The 15,686-nt window shown below is 66.1% G+C and carries 17 protein-coding genes; 5 read left to right on the forward strand and 12 right to left on the reverse strand.

Going from position 1 to position 15,686, the window contains the following annotated elements; genetic code table 11:
- Positions 1-248 precede the first annotated feature (248 nt).
- Entirely contained in the window at positions 249-1,082 is an 834-nt protein-coding gene (locus tag BST13_RS08295) for an SDR family oxidoreductase (protein WP_083162546.1), read from the reverse strand.
- Positions 1,083-1,121: 39 nt separating this feature from the next.
- Positions 1,122-2,033 (reverse strand): enoyl-CoA hydratase, encoded by a 912-nt coding sequence (locus tag BST13_RS08300; protein WP_083162548.1) that lies wholly within the window; start codon positions 2,031-2,033, stop codon positions 1,122-1,124.
- Positions 2,034-2,298: 265 nt separating this feature from the next.
- On the opposite strand from BST13_RS08300, the gene BST13_RS08305 reads away from it, so the two are divergent.
- The 5 genes from BST13_RS08305 (at position 2,299) to BST13_RS08320 (ending at position 5,199) form a co-directional block, all read left to right on the forward strand.
- The gene (locus tag BST13_RS08305) at positions 2,299-2,655 is read left to right on the forward strand and encodes a hypothetical protein (RefSeq protein ID WP_029374141.1); all 357 of its coding nucleotides are present in this window, start codon (positions 2,299-2,301) and stop codon (positions 2,653-2,655) included.
- A gap of 57 nt (positions 2,656-2,712) precedes the next feature.
- Positions 2,713-3,024: a hypothetical protein gene (locus BST13_RS08310; RefSeq protein WP_083162549.1), complete on the forward strand. Its 312-nt coding sequence runs from the start codon at positions 2,713-2,715 to the stop codon at positions 3,022-3,024.
- A 100-nt stretch (positions 3,025-3,124) separates the two neighbouring features.
- The gene (locus tag BST13_RS08315) at positions 3,125-3,517 is read left to right on the forward strand and encodes an intersectin-EH binding protein Ibp1 (RefSeq protein WP_083162550.1); all 393 of its coding nucleotides are present in this window, start codon (positions 3,125-3,127) and stop codon (positions 3,515-3,517) included.
- A 47-nt stretch (positions 3,518-3,564) separates the two neighbouring features.
- Complete coding sequence (locus BST13_RS38215; protein WP_087079698.1) at positions 3,565-3,729, forward strand: hypothetical protein; 165 nt, start codon at positions 3,565-3,567, stop codon at positions 3,727-3,729.
- Positions 3,730-5,199: an alpha,alpha-trehalose-phosphate synthase (UDP-forming) gene (locus tag BST13_RS08320; protein ID WP_083162551.1), complete on the forward strand. Its 1,470-nt coding sequence runs from the start codon at positions 3,730-3,732 to the stop codon at positions 5,197-5,199.
- 4 nt (positions 5,200-5,203) lie between these two features.
- On the opposite strand, the gene BST13_RS08325 is transcribed toward BST13_RS08320, so the two are convergent.
- Genes BST13_RS08325 through BST13_RS08370 form a run of 10 tightly spaced genes read right to left on the reverse strand, consistent with a single transcriptional unit; the run spans position 5,204 to position 15,657 of the window.
- Complete coding sequence (locus tag BST13_RS08325; RefSeq protein ID WP_083162552.1) at positions 5,204-5,686, reverse strand: mammalian cell entry protein; 483 nt, start codon at positions 5,684-5,686, stop codon at positions 5,204-5,206.
- Positions 5,686-6,378, reverse strand: a complete 693-nt coding sequence (locus BST13_RS08330; protein WP_095533458.1) for a mammalian cell entry protein — start codon at positions 6,376-6,378, stop codon at positions 5,686-5,688. Before BST13_RS08330 ends, BST13_RS08325 begins: the two co-directional genes overlap by 1 nt.
- On the reverse strand, positions 6,378-8,087 hold the full coding sequence (locus BST13_RS08335) for an MCE family protein (RefSeq protein ID WP_083162553.1): 1,710 nt from the start codon (positions 8,085-8,087) through the stop codon (positions 6,378-6,380). The genes BST13_RS08330 and BST13_RS08335 overlap by 1 nt, the downstream gene beginning before the upstream one ends.
- Positions 8,088-9,281 (reverse strand): MCE family protein, encoded by a 1,194-nt coding sequence (locus BST13_RS08340; RefSeq protein ID WP_083162887.1) that lies wholly within the window; start codon positions 9,279-9,281, stop codon positions 8,088-8,090.
- Positions 9,281-10,696, reverse strand: coding sequence for an MCE family protein (locus BST13_RS08345; protein WP_083162554.1), 1,416 nt, complete (start codon positions 10,694-10,696; stop codon positions 9,281-9,283). Before BST13_RS08345 ends, BST13_RS08340 begins: the two co-directional genes overlap by 1 nt.
- Positions 10,693-11,751, reverse strand: a complete 1,059-nt coding sequence (locus tag BST13_RS08350) for a virulence factor Mce family protein (RefSeq protein ID WP_083162556.1) — start codon at positions 11,749-11,751, stop codon at positions 10,693-10,695. Before BST13_RS08350 ends, BST13_RS08345 begins: the two co-directional genes overlap by 4 nt.
- Positions 11,744-12,790 carry an MCE family protein gene (locus BST13_RS08355; RefSeq protein WP_083162558.1) on the reverse strand — a complete coding sequence of 349 codons (1,047 nt, stop codon included), beginning with the start codon at positions 12,788-12,790 and terminating at the stop codon, positions 11,744-11,746. Before BST13_RS08355 ends, BST13_RS08350 begins: the two co-directional genes overlap by 8 nt.
- Positions 12,790-13,992, reverse strand: coding sequence for an MCE family protein (locus BST13_RS08360; RefSeq protein ID WP_083162560.1), 1,203 nt, complete (start codon positions 13,990-13,992; stop codon positions 12,790-12,792). Before BST13_RS08360 ends, BST13_RS08355 begins: the two co-directional genes overlap by 1 nt.
- Positions 13,993-13,997: 5 nt before the next feature.
- Positions 13,998-14,840, reverse strand: coding sequence for an MlaE family ABC transporter permease (locus tag BST13_RS08365; RefSeq protein WP_083162889.1), 843 nt, complete (start codon positions 14,838-14,840; stop codon positions 13,998-14,000).
- A 52-nt stretch (positions 14,841-14,892) separates the two neighbouring features.
- Entirely contained in the window at positions 14,893-15,657 is a 765-nt protein-coding gene (locus BST13_RS08370) for an MlaE family ABC transporter permease (RefSeq protein WP_029374128.1), read from the reverse strand.
- Positions 15,658-15,686: the final 29 nt, after the last annotated feature.

Here is a 15,686-nt window from a genome sequence, read left to right on the forward strand (position 1 = left end):
AACGGCGAGGTATCCAGCCCGGCCACCACGCTGATCACCAGCCACACCGGATCCGATGCAGGCAACCAGTCCCGCATGCTCTCCGGCATCAAAAACTGTTGATCACGATCCACCGGGCGATATCCCTTGGCCACCAACACATCATCGCGGCCACCACCCCCGACCCCCGGTAAGACATACCGAAGCCCCCGATCAACCGCTCAATTTCGCAACAACCCGGTTGGCGTACATAACTGGCCGCTCGGCGGCTAAGACTGCACCACGCCGCGCAACCCGTCGGCCCCGAAGAGTGGCTCCAGCATCGCGGAGATGTCGGGACCGCGGCGCAGCCCGTGACCGCCGTCGACGTTGATGGCCTGCCCGGTGATCCAGCCGGAGGCATCGCTGAGGAGAAACACCGCCAGGTTGGCGATGTCCTCGACCTCACCGAACCGCGGCAGCGGCGTGCAGGCCTGGTAGTCGTCGCGAGCGGCGGGCAGCTCGAAGACCGGACCGACCATGTCGGTGCGGGTCAGTCCGGGCCGGATGCTGTTGACGCGCACCCACGATGGACCGAGCTCGTCGGCGGCCAGCTTGAGCAGGTGATCGAGCGCAGCCTTGCTCACGCCGTACGCGCCGAACCACCGGTGGGTGTTGCTCGAGGCGATCGACGAGATCCCGACGAACGATCCGCCGCCTCCGCGCACCAGCTCGCGTCCGGCATGTTTGAGCAGGTACATGGTGCCGTTGACGTTCAGGTCGATGGTCCGCCGCCACAACTCGGAGTCGATCTGGGTGATAGGTCCGATGGTCTCCGACCCGCCCGCGCTGTGCACGACGCCGTGCAACCGGCCGTGCCAGGCCGTCGCGGCGTCGACCGCGCGGCTGACCTCGTCCTCGTCGGTCACGTCGGCGGGTTCGTACCGCACCGAACCCGGACCTTGTGCGGCGATCTCGTCGGCCGCGGCACTGAGCTTGTCAGCGTTGCGGCCCACGAGCACGGCGTTACCGCCGGAGGCGACGATCGCAGCGGCGGCACCCTTGCCGATGCCACTACCGCCGCCAGTTACCAGATATGTCCGATCCGCCAACGACAGCTGCACGGCTGCGACCCCTTAAAACTGGAACACGTTCTTATCGCGTCAAGGTGTATCACGCCGGGCCTGCTTCGGGGCACCCAATGTGCGCCAATCCGGAACATCGGGCGGCATACCCACCGGGAACCGGTTCTCGTTGGCCGCGGCCCAGTGCGCATGCCCGAGTTCATGGATGTGGAAAGCGTGCCGCAACGCCTCGGTGAATCCCATCGCGTCGCTGGCCGCATTGACCGAATCCTTGATCAGCAGTGCCGCCATGGTCGGCCGCTCGGCGATGCGGCGCGCGAATTCCAGTGTCTTGTCCTCGAGTTCGTCGCGCGGAAAGATCTTCGACACCATGCCGAGTCGGTAGGCGTCCTCGGCGTCGATCGAATCACCGGTCAGCAGAAGCTCTTTGGCCTTGCGGGGGCCGAATTCCCACGGGTGGGCATAGTATTCGACACCTGGCATGCCCATCCTCACCCCCACGACATCGCTGAACTTGGCGTCGTCGGCCGCGACGATCAGGTCGCACGCCCAGATCAGCATCAGCCCGGCCGATATCGCGTTGCCCTGCACCTGGGCGATGGTGATCTTGCGCAGATCGCGCCAGCGCCGGGTGTTCTCGAAGTAGAAGTGCCACTCCTGCAGATACGTCCGCTCGGCGACACCGGCAGCTGTGGCGCCGTGGGAACTGAAGGTCGGATGCTGACCGGGGCCCGGCTGACGTTCGGCGAGCGCCTCCTCCGAGCCCAGGTCGTGGCCCGCCGAGAAGTTCTTGCCGCGGGCAGCCAGGATAACCACCCGGACCGCGTCGTCGGCTTCGGCCCGGCCGAACGCCTCGTCCAATTGCACGAGCAGCGTCCGCGTCTGGGCGTTCTGCGCCGCAGGCCGGTTGAGCCAGATCCGCGCGATGCGGCCGTCGTCCAGAATTTCGTAGTCGACCTGGCGCGTCGAGCCGTCATCGGAACTGACCATCGAGAACCACCTTGTCGAGCGGGCCGGCACGTAACAAACTGCACACTACGTGTATCACGCGCGGCTTCCGGCACCAGCCCTACAGCAACCTGACAGTGGGCTCACAGGCAACACCCCGGCGCGAGCCGACACCCTCGATCCTGCAGCGCATTTCACGGGTTACGCGTAATCTGTGCATCACCAGACGACATCGTGGCCAGCGATGGCTCAACCATCGCAACCGTGCAGTCAGCAAACTGGTCAGCACTCGAGAGAAAGCATGACTATGGCCATTTCCCAGCTTTCGGCACGTCGGTTCATCGTGGCGGGAGGACTTGCGCTGGCAATCGTCGGCGCGCCCGCGCTGACCGCATTCACGCTGCCCGCCACCGCGCTCGCCGACTGCCCCAGCGGTGAATCCGAGGACCTCTTCACCGGGATGTGCACCTCGGACATCGCGCCGAACACCCCGTCGATCAACTCGGCGCCCGACCAGCTCCCGCAGATCGACGGAATCCCTTGCACCGGAGGCAATTCCGGTCAGTGCATCGGCTTGTCCGAGGAGCAGCAAGCGCAGGGGCCGCAGCCCGTTCCCCAGTCGACCGTGGGTAGCAGCCCGACCGTCACGGGTTCCATCGGCTGATACAGCGGATCCACAGACCGCGCCCAGGAATCGTCCAGCAGCCATAAGCTGCCAGGTGTGATCCCACGCCTGACTCTGACCGCAGGTTTCGCGGTGGCCATCGCCGGTTCGACGCTGCTCGCTCCCGCTGCGCACGCATCGTGCACAGCGGGCGAGGAAGAGGACGTCTACACGACCGTGTGCACGCCGTTCATGGCACCGAACACCACGTCACCGTTCACAGCCATCCCCGGAAATCCGGACATCCCGGCGATCGACGGCGTGCCGTGCACCGGACGCGACTCCGGTCAGTGCATCGGGCTGGCCGAGGACGCCGAGGCGGCGGGGCCCGAGGTGGTGCCGCGCACGACCATCAGCGCGAGTCCCTAGCTCGGCGCGCTGCCAGACAACAGGCAGAACCAATGCAGATTGCTCTCAGCTTTCATAGAATCCACCGACAAGCAGTCGAATAACTACAGAAAGCGTGACGATGGCGACGACCTTCCCGTTCTCGATGCGACGTTTGATCCTGGCCGGCGGGTTCGCCGTCGCAGCGGTCGCAGCCCCGGCAATTGCAGTTGCCGCCCTCCCCGCTTCGTCCGCACCCGCCGTGGCATGTGTCGCCGGTGAAGAAGAAGACCTCTACACCGGCATGTGCGTCCCGCACACCGTGCCCAATTCCGGTTCGCCGATCGCGGCAACCCCGGACAACCCGACGCTGCCGTCGGTCGATGTGCCCGGTGGCGGCGGCTCCATCCCGTGCACCGGCGCCAACTCCGGCGAGTGCATCGGCCTGTCCGAGGAACAGCAGTCCGAGGGCCCGCAGCCCATCCCGGAATCGACCGTCGGGAGCAGCCCGACCGTCACCGGTTCCATCGGCTGACGGCCGCTGTGGCGACCGGGCCCTGCCCGGTCGCCTAGAGTTGCCGTATGTCTGCAAAAACTGATCCCACCGATATCGACGATGTGGAACCGTTAGCCGATAGCACCGCCAGCCAGGCCAGACGGGTTGTCGCCACGTACGCCACCGATGCCGACGAATGTCGGATGTTCCTCTCGATGCTCGGCATTGGGCCGTCGAAAATCGAGGCATAAATGGCTCCGGACGGCGGTCTGACAGCTGCCTCCGGGGAGTCCGATTTCGTCGTGGTGGCCAACCGGCTGCCGATCGACCTTGAACGGCTGCCCGACGGCACCACCAGGTGGAAGCGCAGCCCAGGTGGGCTGGTCACGGCCCTGGAGCCGCTCCTGCGGAAACGCCGTGGCGCGTGGATCGGCTGGGCCGGCATACCGGACAGCGACGAAGAGCCGATCGTCCAGGACGATCTGCGGCTACACCCGGTGCGGCTGTCGGCCGCCGACGTGGCGGCCTACTACGAGGGGTTCTCGAACGCCACGCTGTGGCCGCTCTACCACGACCTCATCGTCAAACCCGAGTACCACCGGGAATGGTGGGACAGCTACGTCGAGGTGAACCGGCGCTTCGCCGAGGCCACCGCCCGGGCCGCCGCGCACGGCGCCACAGTGTGGATCCAGGATTACCAGCTGCAGCTGGTGCCCAAGATGCTGCGCATGCTGCGGCCCGATCTGACCATCGGCTTCTTCCTGCACATCCCGTTCCCGCCGGTCGAGCTGTTCATGCAGATGCCGTGGCGGACCGAGATCGTCGAAGGGCTGCTGGGTGCCGACCTGGTCGGCTTCCACCTGCCCGGCGGCGCCCAGAACTTTCTGGTGCTGGCCCGTCGTCTCGTCGGCGCGAACACCTCACGCGCCTCGATCGGCGTGCGCTCACGCTTCGGTGAGGTGCAGTACGGCTTCCGCACCGTCACGGTGGGCGCGTTCCCCATCTCCATCGATTCGGCCGAGCTCGACACCAAGGCCCGCGACCGCTCGGTCCGGCAGCGGGCCCGGCAGATCCGCGCCGAGCTGGGCAACCCCCGCAAGATCCTGCTCGGGGTGGACCGGCTCGACTACACCAAGGGCATCGACGTCCGATTGCGGGCGTTCTCGGAGCTGCTCGACGAGCACCGCGTCAAGCACGACGACACCGTGCTGGTGCAGCTGGCCACCCCCAGCCGCGAGCGCGTCGACAGCTATATCGCCATGCGCGAGGACATCGAGCGGCAGGTCGGCCACATCAACGGCGAGTACGGCGAAGTCGGGCATCCGATCGTGCACTACCTGCACCGGCCGGTGCCGCGCGACGAGCTCATCGCGTTCTACGTGGCCGCCGACGTCATGCTGGTGACCCCGCTGCGCGACGGCATGAACCTGGTGGCCAAGGAGTACGTGGCCTGCCGCAGCGACTTGGGCGGCGCCTTGGTGCTGAGCGAATTCACCGGCGCTGCAGCCGAATTGCGCCAGGCCTACCTGACCAACCCGCACGACCTCGAGGGCGTCAAGGACGCTGTCGAGGCCGCTCTGCAGCAGACACCCGAGGAAGGCAGGCGACGGATGCGGGCACTGCGCCGTCAGGTGCTGGCCCACGATGTCGACCGCTGGGCACGGTCGTTCCTCGACGCCTTGGCGGACACCAGTTCGGCTGCCGGACAAGCCGATCAGTAGTCCGCTAGATCGGCTTCATCCCGTCGATCAGCCACTTGCCGTCCACCCTGCGGTAGTCGACCTTCAGCCGTGAGCCGTCATACAGCGACTGCTTGCTCTTGTCGGTGAGCACGCGGTTCATGAAGACCAGCACGGAGCCCGAATTGCGTTGCGCGTCAAGCATTCCCGCGCCGACGACGTTGACCTGGCTGATCAGCTGCCGGTCGTGGGCCTGCGGGATGACGTTCTTGGTGGTGTCGTCCTCGTACTGGCTGCGGAACGCGGGGGTCATCAGCTGGTAGGCCTTCATCCGGCTGTCCAGGATGGTCTGGTAGTCGAAGCCCAGGATCAACGGGACCTGGCTGGCGGCCAACCCCGGTAGCTCTGCCCGGGCCTGCTGCTCGCCGTGCTGCTCGACGCGGTTCCAGTACAGCACGCCGCCCGCCCCGGACAGCGCCACAAAGGCCACCGCCAGCAGACCCACGACGACGCCGACGATGCGGTTCATCAGTTACCCCCGTCGGGGTACTTGAGGTCGTATCCCGTCATGTGGCCGTTGTCGTCCTCATGCACGACGACCCGCATGCGATACGGCTTCGACGGCGCGTTGACGCCGTCCGGATCGGTGACGGTCACGCGGACCGACACCAGCACCGACGCGTTGTTGGCGATGTTGTCGACCTTCTCCAGAGCCGCTCCACTGACAACGGTCTCGGAACTGGCCTTGGTGTCGCGGAACAGCGCCTTGAGGTTGTCGGCGTTGTTGCCCTGGCTCATCATGTCGCGCAGGGGCCCGCTGGTGCCGTCGATGAAGCGGTTCACGCTCTCGTCGATGGTGTCCTGGGTGTAGCTGAACATGTTCACCACGGTCTGCGTTGCGGTGGCGACGAACTGTTCATCGCGGGCCTGCTCGGCCTCGGCGGCACGCTGCTCATCGAACATCGCGTACGTCAGCGCGCCCACCCCGCCGGTCGCAATTGCCAGCACCGCCCCGGCGACGCTCAGGACCACCCTGCTGTTGGGGCGCCGCCGTGGCGGCGCCTTCATCTTCGTCGTCGGTTTCGCACGCGTAGGGGCGATGGCCGGTTCGACGCGCACCTCAGTGGTCGTCGTGGCCGCCTCGCCCGCCGGGCCGGCTGCCCGCGACGCCTTGCGTCGCACCGGCCTCGTGTCCTGCGTCAAGGCCGTTTCTTCAGTCATCAAGCCTGCCTTGGATCCATCATCAGGTCTACCCAGGTTTCCGCGGGTTTCAGATTCTCGGCGCCGGGCGCATACACACCGGTGCCACCGTTGGCGTCCGCGAAGACCCCACTGTGCTGATCGTAGGTGCCCAAGCTGGCAGCACTGGCCTGCGGTGTCGCTTCCGCAGGTAGCGGTGCCTGCGGAGCAGGCGGAGCCTCAGGCGCCGGGGCCTCGGGTGCAGGCGGAGCGTCCGGTGCCGGTGGGGTCCGACCGTACGGCGGCACCACCTGGTCCGGCGGCGCGAAGTACGGCCATGGCGGCGGCTGCGGGCCCGGCTTGTTCGGCGGCACGGGCAGCGGGAACGGCGCGTGCGGCGCTGGGCCAGGCCCCGGCTGGACACCGGGTGGCAGCTGCACCACGGGCGGGCCCGGATCCGGGTCGACCTGCGGTGGGATGTTCGGGAACTTGTTGGGTGGCAGGATGTTCCGGCCGTCCTCGATCGGCGTGCCGTACGGCACGGGCGGCCCGCGCCACGGGTTGCTGCCCAGCGGGATGTAGCCCTTGGGGTCCCGGCACAGCTGCACCGTGGGAGCCCGCTTGCCGGGGAACTCCTGGCACGGGTAGTTGCGCGCGCCGCGCACCACCGCCGGGTCGTTCTGGGCGGTCTTGCAGTACATGTCGGTCGGCAGATCCCGCAGCGTCAGGTCGGCAGGAGACCGGATCTGGGTGGGCGGCAGAAAGCCCGTGTTGCACGGCGGCGGATCACCCAGGTCGATCTTGAAGTCCAGCTTGCCGCCCTCGTCGGCCGGGACGCCGCCGGCCACGGTGTTCAGTGCGGCCAGCAGGGCCGGGAAGATCACCAGGGCCTGCTCGATCGACTTGTTGTAGATCACCCCGATGCGGCCGAAGTTGGCCAGGTTGGCGGCGAGCACCGGGAACGTCGGACGGATACCGCTGAACGCGGTGTTGGCTTCGGCCGTCGCGCCGGGCACGGTCTTGAGCACCGAGCGCAGCTGCGGATCGGCGTTGTTGACCTCTCCGGTGAACCGGGCCAGGCCGTCGGCGAGCGAGCGGATGTTGTCCCCACTGCGCACCTGCGCTTCCAGGAACGGCCCGGCCTGGTCGATGAGCTGGTTGGTGTCGGCAGAGTTGGCGTTGGCCTCATCGACGAGCAGCCTCGAGGACTGGATGAGCCGGGCCAGCTCCGGCCCCGAACCGTTGAAAGCCTTGAACGTCTCCCGCAGCAGATCCTGCAGGCGGCTGTTGCTGACGCTGTTGACCAGGGTGTCGGCCGTCGCCAACAGGCCTGCGATGTCCTGACCGACCCGGGTGTTCTGCTGGTCGATGCTCGCGTTGTTGCGCAGCTTGTTGGCCGACGGGTCCGCCGGTGGCACCAGGTCGATGTACTGCTCGCCGACCGCCGAGACGCTCTTGACCGTCGCGATGACGTTGTCCGGGATGGCCGTGTCGCTGTTGAGCCGCAGGTTCGCGACCACACCGTCGGGAGCCAGCCCGACCGACTCGACTCGACCGACCGTGACGCCGCGGTAGGTGACGTTGGCGTTCTGATAGATGCCGCCGCCGGTGACGAAATTGGCGTTCACGTGATACGTCCCGATCCCCACCGCGGCAGGCAGGTGCAGGTAGAACAGCGATATCGCCCCGACGGTCAGCACGGTGACGACGCCGAAGATCATCAGCTGCATGCGGGTGAGCCGGTCAATCATCTACGGCTTCCCTTCATGCTGTGTCGCGGTTCCCGGTGGGATCTTGAACGGATCGGCGGCCTGCCCCGACAGATTCGCCATCTCGCCCGTCAACCAGTCCGGCGGGTTGATCACCTCGTCGAGGTGCTTCATGTTCGGATCGAAACCGCCTGTGGTGAATACCGATTCGCCGAACCTGCGCAGAGTCAGGTCGAACGTCACGAACACGTTGAGGTAGTCACCGCGGACCGCATTGCGCAGATATTTGTAGTGGAACGGGAAGGTCGGCAGGAACTCTAGATCCTTGATGAAGTCGTCGGCGTTGTCGTTGAACGACTTGATCACCGGATACAGATCCTTGATGTCCGCGGCGAAGTCGTCCTTGGTCTGCGACAGGATGCGGGCGCCCACCTCGGCGAAGCTGCGCAGCGCGGTGAACGCCTCGACGATGTTGGACCGGTTGTCGTTGAGCACCTTGAGGGCGGCGGGCAGCGTGTCCAGCGTGCGGCCGAGATTGTCCTTGCTGCGGGCCAGGATCGAGGCGAAGCGGTTCAGACCGTCGGCCGCCGCGATGATGTCGTCGGTCTGCCGGTCGAGCGACTGGGTCAGCTCGGCCAGTCGCGGGATGAGATCGGTGAACTGGCCCGCCCTGCCGGCCACCGCCGCGTAGGCCTCGTCGGTGATGTCTTGCAGCGCACCGAGGTTGCCCTTGTTCACCACCATGCCCAGCGAGGAGAGCACCTCCTCGGTGGTCGGGTAGCGACCGGTCTGCTTCAACGGGATGTTGGCGCCTTGACGCAGCTCTCCCTCGCCGGGCTCATTGACCGGCGCCGACAGCTCGACATGCTGTGATCCCAGCAGCGAGGTCTGCGCGACCTTGGCGGTGGCGTTGGCCGGCAGCTTGACGTTGCCGTCCAACGACAACTGCACCGCGGCGTAGAACGAGCCGTCCGGGCGCTGCATGGCGTCCACCCCGGACACGCTGCCGACGGTCACGTCGTCGACCATCACCGGCGAGTTCTGCGGCAGCGTGGCCACGTCCGGCAATTCCACGGTGACGGTGAACGAACCCGGCCCGTGCCCGGCGGTGCCCGGCATGTTGAGCGAGTTGAGCCCGCCGAACTGGCAACCCGCCAGCAGGACCGTGCCGCAGCCGATCGCCACGGTCCGGCTGCTCAAGCGTGATGCCTTGCGTCCCAAAGCTTTACCCCGCATCATCCGCCGGCTCCCGGCTCCGCGGGTGCCGGCGCCTGCTCGGCTGGTGCCTGCTCGGCGGGAGCCGGCCCCGGTGGTGCGACGGCCTCAGGGCCACCGGCATGCGACGTGCTGGGGGCCGCAGCCGGCGCCGGGGGCACCATGAGCGAGCTCAACGATGCGTCCGCGGGCACCTGCGGCGGCGTCACACCTGGGGCGTTCTGCCACTGCAGATATGGCACCGGCGTCTCCGACTTGGCCTCGGTCTGCGGAGTGTCGTAGATGATCTGCCCCTTGTAGGCGGTGATGCTGTTGATCGGGTGGAACAGCACAGGCGGGTAGTTCATCGTGATTCGCTTGAGCACCGGACCCATGCGCTGCCTGCAGATCTCCGCACGCTTGTAGTTGTCCGGGTTCGCACCGACGTCGAAGGTGCCACCGCAGATGAACTGCACCGGGTTGGCGAAGTTCGGCAGTGACAGCAGACCACCGACAGTGCCCTGGGCCGGGTTGTAGATGTTGTAGAAGTTGGCCAGGCCGTTGGGCGTCACGTGCAGGATCTGCTCGATGTCGTCACTGTGGTCGGTAAGGATCTGGGTGAAGTCGGCGAGCTTGCTGACCTGCCCGATCAGCGCGTCGTTGCTGTCGTGGAGCAGGCCGCGGACGTCGCCCAGCGCCTGGTTCAGCGTGGCCAGCGTCTCGTCCAATCCACTGGAGCTCTGCGCGAGCACCTGCGATACCGACGACACATGGTTGGTGAACTGCACGATCTGCTCGTTGCTGTTGGACAGCGCATCGATGAGGATCTTCAGGTTCCTGATGGTGCCGAACAGGTCGGTGCGCGAGTCGCCCAGTCGCCCAGCGGTTTGCGACAACTCGCGCAGGGCGTTGCGGAACGAATCGCCGTTGCCGTCGAAGGTGTCGGCAGCCTGATTGACGAACTGTGCCAGCGGGCCCTGAATCGAACCCTGCTGCGGGCCGAGTTGCGTGCTGAGCTGGGTCAGCTGTTCCTTTACCTCGTCCCATTCAACCGGCACACCCGTGCGGTCCAGCCCGATCGAAGCCCCGTTCGCCATCTCGTCACCCTTGGTGTAGGCGGGAGTCAGCTGAATGAACCTGGCGGACACCAGGTTCGGAGCGATGATCAAAGCCTTGGCATCCGCGGGCACCTTGACCCCACGATCGAGCGTCATGTTGACCTTGACGTCGGTCGGGCGCGGTTCGATCGAGTCGATCCGGCCGACCGGCACACCGACCACGCGTACTTCGTCGCCGGGGTAGAGCCCGACCGCGTTGGTGAAGTATGCGGTCAGCTTGTTGCCCACCCGCGATGGCCACACCTGATAGACGCCGACCGCCAGCATGATCAGCAGCGCCGCAGCCAGCCCCAACCGCAGCCAGCGGCTGCGGTTGGACACCGAATTGTCTTGCGTCATGGCGACTTCGGCCTCACGATCGTCCGCTCAGAGATGTAGCCGCGCAGCATGTCGGCAAGGCTGTCGGGCAGCTTGCCGGGCTGGAAGTAGACATCGAGCAGCACCTCGGACATCGACGCAGGCGGCAAGCCGTACAGGTTGATGTTGAAGCCCGGCCCGTTGCCGACGACTTCGGCGAGCGTGGTGGCGTACGGGGGCAACCGTTTGAGCGCCTCGCCGATGTGCTCCTTGCGCTCCAGCAAGTTGTCCATCACCAGGTTCAGCTTTTCCAGCGCGGGCTTGAACTCCCGCCGGTTGTCTGCCACGAAGCCCGAAAGCTGTTGGGACACATCGCGGATGCCGCCGATGAGGTTGCTCAGCGCCTGACGGCGCTCATCGAGGGCGGCGAACAGCTGATTGCCGTCGGTGATGAGCTGGTTGACCTGGCCGGCGCGCTGGGCCAGCAGATCCGATACCCGCTTGGCGTGCATCAACAGCTGTTCAAGAGCCTCGTCGCGCTTGTTGATGCTGCGCGACAGATTGGCCACGCCGTCCAGCGCGCCACGCAACTGCGGCGTGGCATCGCGCAGGGTGTCGGTCAACGTCTGCAGAGCCTCTTCGAAGCGGGGCTTGTCGAGCTCGCTGACATTGCGCCCGAGATCCTGCAGTGCCGTGTTGAGGGTGTACGGAGTCGTGGTGCGGCCCAACGGGATCACCGTCGAGGTGCCAGAACCCTTGGGCGTGACCGCAAGCGACTTCTGGCCGAGCACGGTGTCGGTCTTGATGGCCACCAGCGACTGATCGCCGACCTTGATGTCCCGGTTGACGGTGAAGCTGACCTTGGCGGCGTCACCGGCCAACGCCACGCCCGTCACCTTGCCGACCCTGATGCCGGACACGCTCACGTCGTTGCCGGGACTGATACCGCCGGCGTCGCTGAAATACGCGTCGTAAACCTTGCCCTGCGGCATGAAGGGCAGGCTGCTGTATCCGAACGACACCAGCACCACACACGTCACCAGGACGATGCCGAAGATTCCGGTCCGCAGCGCATTGTCAGTGCCACGCCTAGCCATTGTCCGAGCACCTCCCCTTGGACGGGTCCGGCGGACCGCCGAACGGGATCAGGATGTCGCTGCCTGCTGGACCGTTGATCTTCATCCGGATCGAGCAGTAGTAGATGTTGAAGAACGCGCCGTAGGCGCCCAGGGCGTTGAGCCTCAAGTAGTTTTCCGCGAGCGGCTCGATGACCTTGTTCACGTCGGCCTTGCGTTCGTCGAGACGTTGCGCAAACGGACGAGCGTTCTCGATGACCGCCTGCAGAGGCCTGCGGGACTGCTGCAGCATCGACGTCAGATCGTTCTCGGCCGACGCCAACGGGCCGATGGCACCGGCGATCGGATCCCGTCCCTGAGCCAGCCCGGTGATGAGCTTCTGCAATTCGTCGACGCTGGCATCGAACTTTGCGCCCTTCTCGTCGACGGTGCCCAGCACGGTGTTGAGGTTGGTGATCACGTCACCGATGAGCTGATCGCGCGCCGCGAGGTTTTGAGTGAAGGCGCCGGTGCTGGTCAGCAGGTTCGAGATGGCGCCACCCTGGCCCTGCAGCAGCTCGATCACCGCGTTGGAGATCTCGTTGACCTTGGCACCGTCCAGCCCCTTGAGCACCGGACGCAACCCGCCGAGGAGCGCGTCGAGGTCAAGCGCGGGCTGGGTGTTCTGGATGGCGATGGTGCCGCCGGGCGGCAGTTTGCGCAGCTCCCCCGGGCCTGCAGCGATTTCCATGTACCGGTCGCCGACCAGGTTCTGATACCGAACCAGCGCGCGGCTTGAGGTGTAGAGCTGGTAGCGCTTGTTGACGTCGAAGGCGACGTCGACGGTGTTGTCCGGGTTGAGCTTGACCTTGTTGACGGTGCCGACCGCCACGCCCGCGATCCGCACGTCCTGGCCCGCCTTCAGCCGGGACGCCTCGGCGAACGTGGCGTGATAGCTGTGGTTCGACGAGAACCGGAACTGGCCGAACACGACGACGAGCATGGCCGCCACCAGCAGCATGGCGATGGCGAAGATGGCGACCTTGAGCATGGTTCGGTCGTGATGGGTACTTGACGCCATCAGAATCTGTCCTTTTCCGCGAATGCGCCGTTGAACAGGAACTGCAGGGTCGACGGGGCGTCGAACTGCACCTCGGTGTTCGGTTGGAATGGCACGTAGGCGTTGTCGGTGACAAGGAACGGCGAGTGGTACCAGCTACCACCGAACTGCTTACTCGGAATATCCGGCAAGCCGCGGCAGTTCGGACCGCCGGACGCGTTCACGATGGGCAGGCTTTCGGGGTAGGTGTAGGCCGGCGACCCGGGCAGGAAGTTCGACGACACGAACAGGCCGGGCCGGATACCGCCGATGATCGGGGCGAAGCGTTCGGTCGCGACCCTGGTCCCCTTGAGGATGCAGCCGAATTCTGGCGAGTAGTCGCTGGCCACCTTCAGCGGCGCCCGCAGCCGCTGGATGGCGGCGATGTAGTTGTCGGCGGCCGGAGCCAGGGTCGCGGTGCCGTTGTTGGCCAGCCCGATCGCGGCGAGCAGCGTCGCGTTCAGATCGTCCTTCTCGTCGATGATGGTCTTGTTGAGCGCGGGCACGTTGTCGATGACCTTGGCGAGGTCGGGGCCGGCATCGCCGTAGATGTTGGCCACGACAGCGGCCTTGGCGAAGTCGTCCTGCAGCGTCGGCAACTTCGGGTTGAGTTGCTGCAGGTATTGGTTCAGCCCCGTCATCGCGGCGCCCAGATCGTCACCGTGGCCGCGCAGACCCTCCCCCAGCGCACTGATGGTGGCGTTCAGGTTGACCGGGTCGATCTTGTTCAGCACGTCCGACAGGGTCTGGAAGAGCGTGTTGACTTCCAGCTGCACGTCCTTGGCGGCCACGTTGGTGCCCGGCCGCAGCGATTTCTTTTCCGGATTGTCCGGCGTCAGGAACTCGACCGACTTGGCGCCGAAGATGGTGTTGCCCGCGATCCGCACCCCGGCGTTCGACGGGATGTAGCGCATCTCGTCGCTCTTGATCGACAACGTCAGCTTGGCCTCGTGGCCGGCGTATTCGATCTTCTTGACCTGGCCGATCTGGATGCCGCGGTACTTGACCTTGGCGTCCTGCTCCATCACCAGGCCGGCCCGCGGCGCAGTGACGGTCACGGTATCGGTGCTGGTGAACGCCGCCGTGTAGGACAGGTAGGTGAAGACCACGGCCACGGCCACGATGGCGGCCAGGATCGCCGCGGCGATCCTGACATGGCTCTTCTTCGCGTTTCCGTCGGACATCGGGCCTACCCGGAGAGGTTGAAGTTGCCGGACGCGCCGTAGACGGCCAGGGAGATGAACAGGGTGATGGTGACGACGACGATCAGCGAGGTACGCACGGCCTGACCGACCGCGATACCCACGCCGACCGGACCGCCGGAGGCGTTGAAGCCGTAGTAGGTGTGCACGAGCATGACGGCGATGGCCATCACGATGGCCTGCAGGAACGACCACAACAGGTCGCTTGGGATCAGGAACGTGTTGAAGTAGTGGTCATACAGGCCCGCGGACTGCCCGTTGATGAACACCGTGGTGAACCTCGCTGCGAAGAAGGCGGCGAGCACCGACAACGAGTACAGCGGCACGATCGCGATCAGCCCGGCCATCAGCCGCGTCGACACCAGGTAGGACACGGCGTGCACGGCCATCGACTCGACCGCGTCGATCTCCTCGGCCACCCGCATGGCGCCCAGCTGTGCGGTGGCACCTGCCCCGATGGTTGCGGCCAGCGCGATCCCCGCGATCACGGGTGCGACGATGCGCACGTTGAGGAAGGCCGACAGGAAGCCCGTCAGCGCCTCGATACCGATGTTGCCCAACGACGAGTAGCCCTGGACGGCGATGACGCCACCGGAGGCCAGGGTCAGGAAGGCCGCGACACCGACCGTGCCGCCGATCATGACGAGCGCGCCCGCGCCCATCGTCATCTCGGCGACCAGGCGGATGGTCTCCTTGCGGTACCGGGTGATGGCGTTGGGGATGTAGCGCATGGTCTCGCCGTAGAACAGCGCTTGTTCACCGACGTTGTCGACGACCCGCGGCACACCACGGAACAGTCTGCGGAAACGGAGTGTGGCGTCGTAGCTCATACCGTCGCCTTCTCCGATCCCGTGGTCTTTTCGCACGCAACAATCATGCCGGTCACCGGACGAGCACCCGGACGCCGATGGCGGTCATGATCACGTTGATGACGAACAAGCAGATGAACGCGTAGACCACGGTCTCGTTGACGGCGTTGCCGACACCCTTGGGCCCGCCCTTGACCGTCAAGCCGCGGTAGCAGCCGACCAGGCCCGCGACCACACCGAACAACAGGGCCTTGATCTCGGCGAGCACCAGCTCGCCCAGGCCGGTCAGCACTGTCAGGCCGTTGATGAAGGCTCCTGGGTTCACGCCCTGCAGGAAGACGGAAAAGACGTAACCGCCGGCCAGGCCGATGGCGCACACCAGGCCGTTGAGCAGCAGGGCCACGAACGTCGACGCCAGCACGCGGGGCACCACCAGGCGCTGGATCGGGTCGATGCCCAGCACCCGCATCGCGTCGATCTCCTCGCGGATGGTCCGCGCACCCAGGTCGGCGCAGATGGCCGTGGCGCCGGCGCCCGCGACGACGAGCACGGTCACGACCGGGCCCAACTGGGTGATGGTGCCGAACGCCGTGCCTGCCCCGGACAGGTCGGCGGCGCCGATCTCCCGCAGCAGGATGTTGAGGGTGAACGCCACCAGCACGGTGAACGGGATGGCGACCAGCAGCGTCGGCACCAGCGAGACGCGCGCGATCATCCAGGTCTGGTCGAGGAATTCCTTGAGCTGGAACGGGCGGCGGAAGATCTTGGCGAAAGTGTCCAACGACATTTCGACGAACCCGCCCACGGCCCGGGCCGGAACCGCAAGCTGTTCGATCAACCTCGGCTCCATTCTCGGCGGTCGGGGTG

Origin of the sequence: Mycobacterium aquaticum (genome assembly GCF_002086485.1) — a bacterium.
Lineage (GTDB): Bacteria > Actinomycetota > Actinomycetes > Mycobacteriales > Mycobacteriaceae > Mycobacterium > Mycobacterium aquaticum.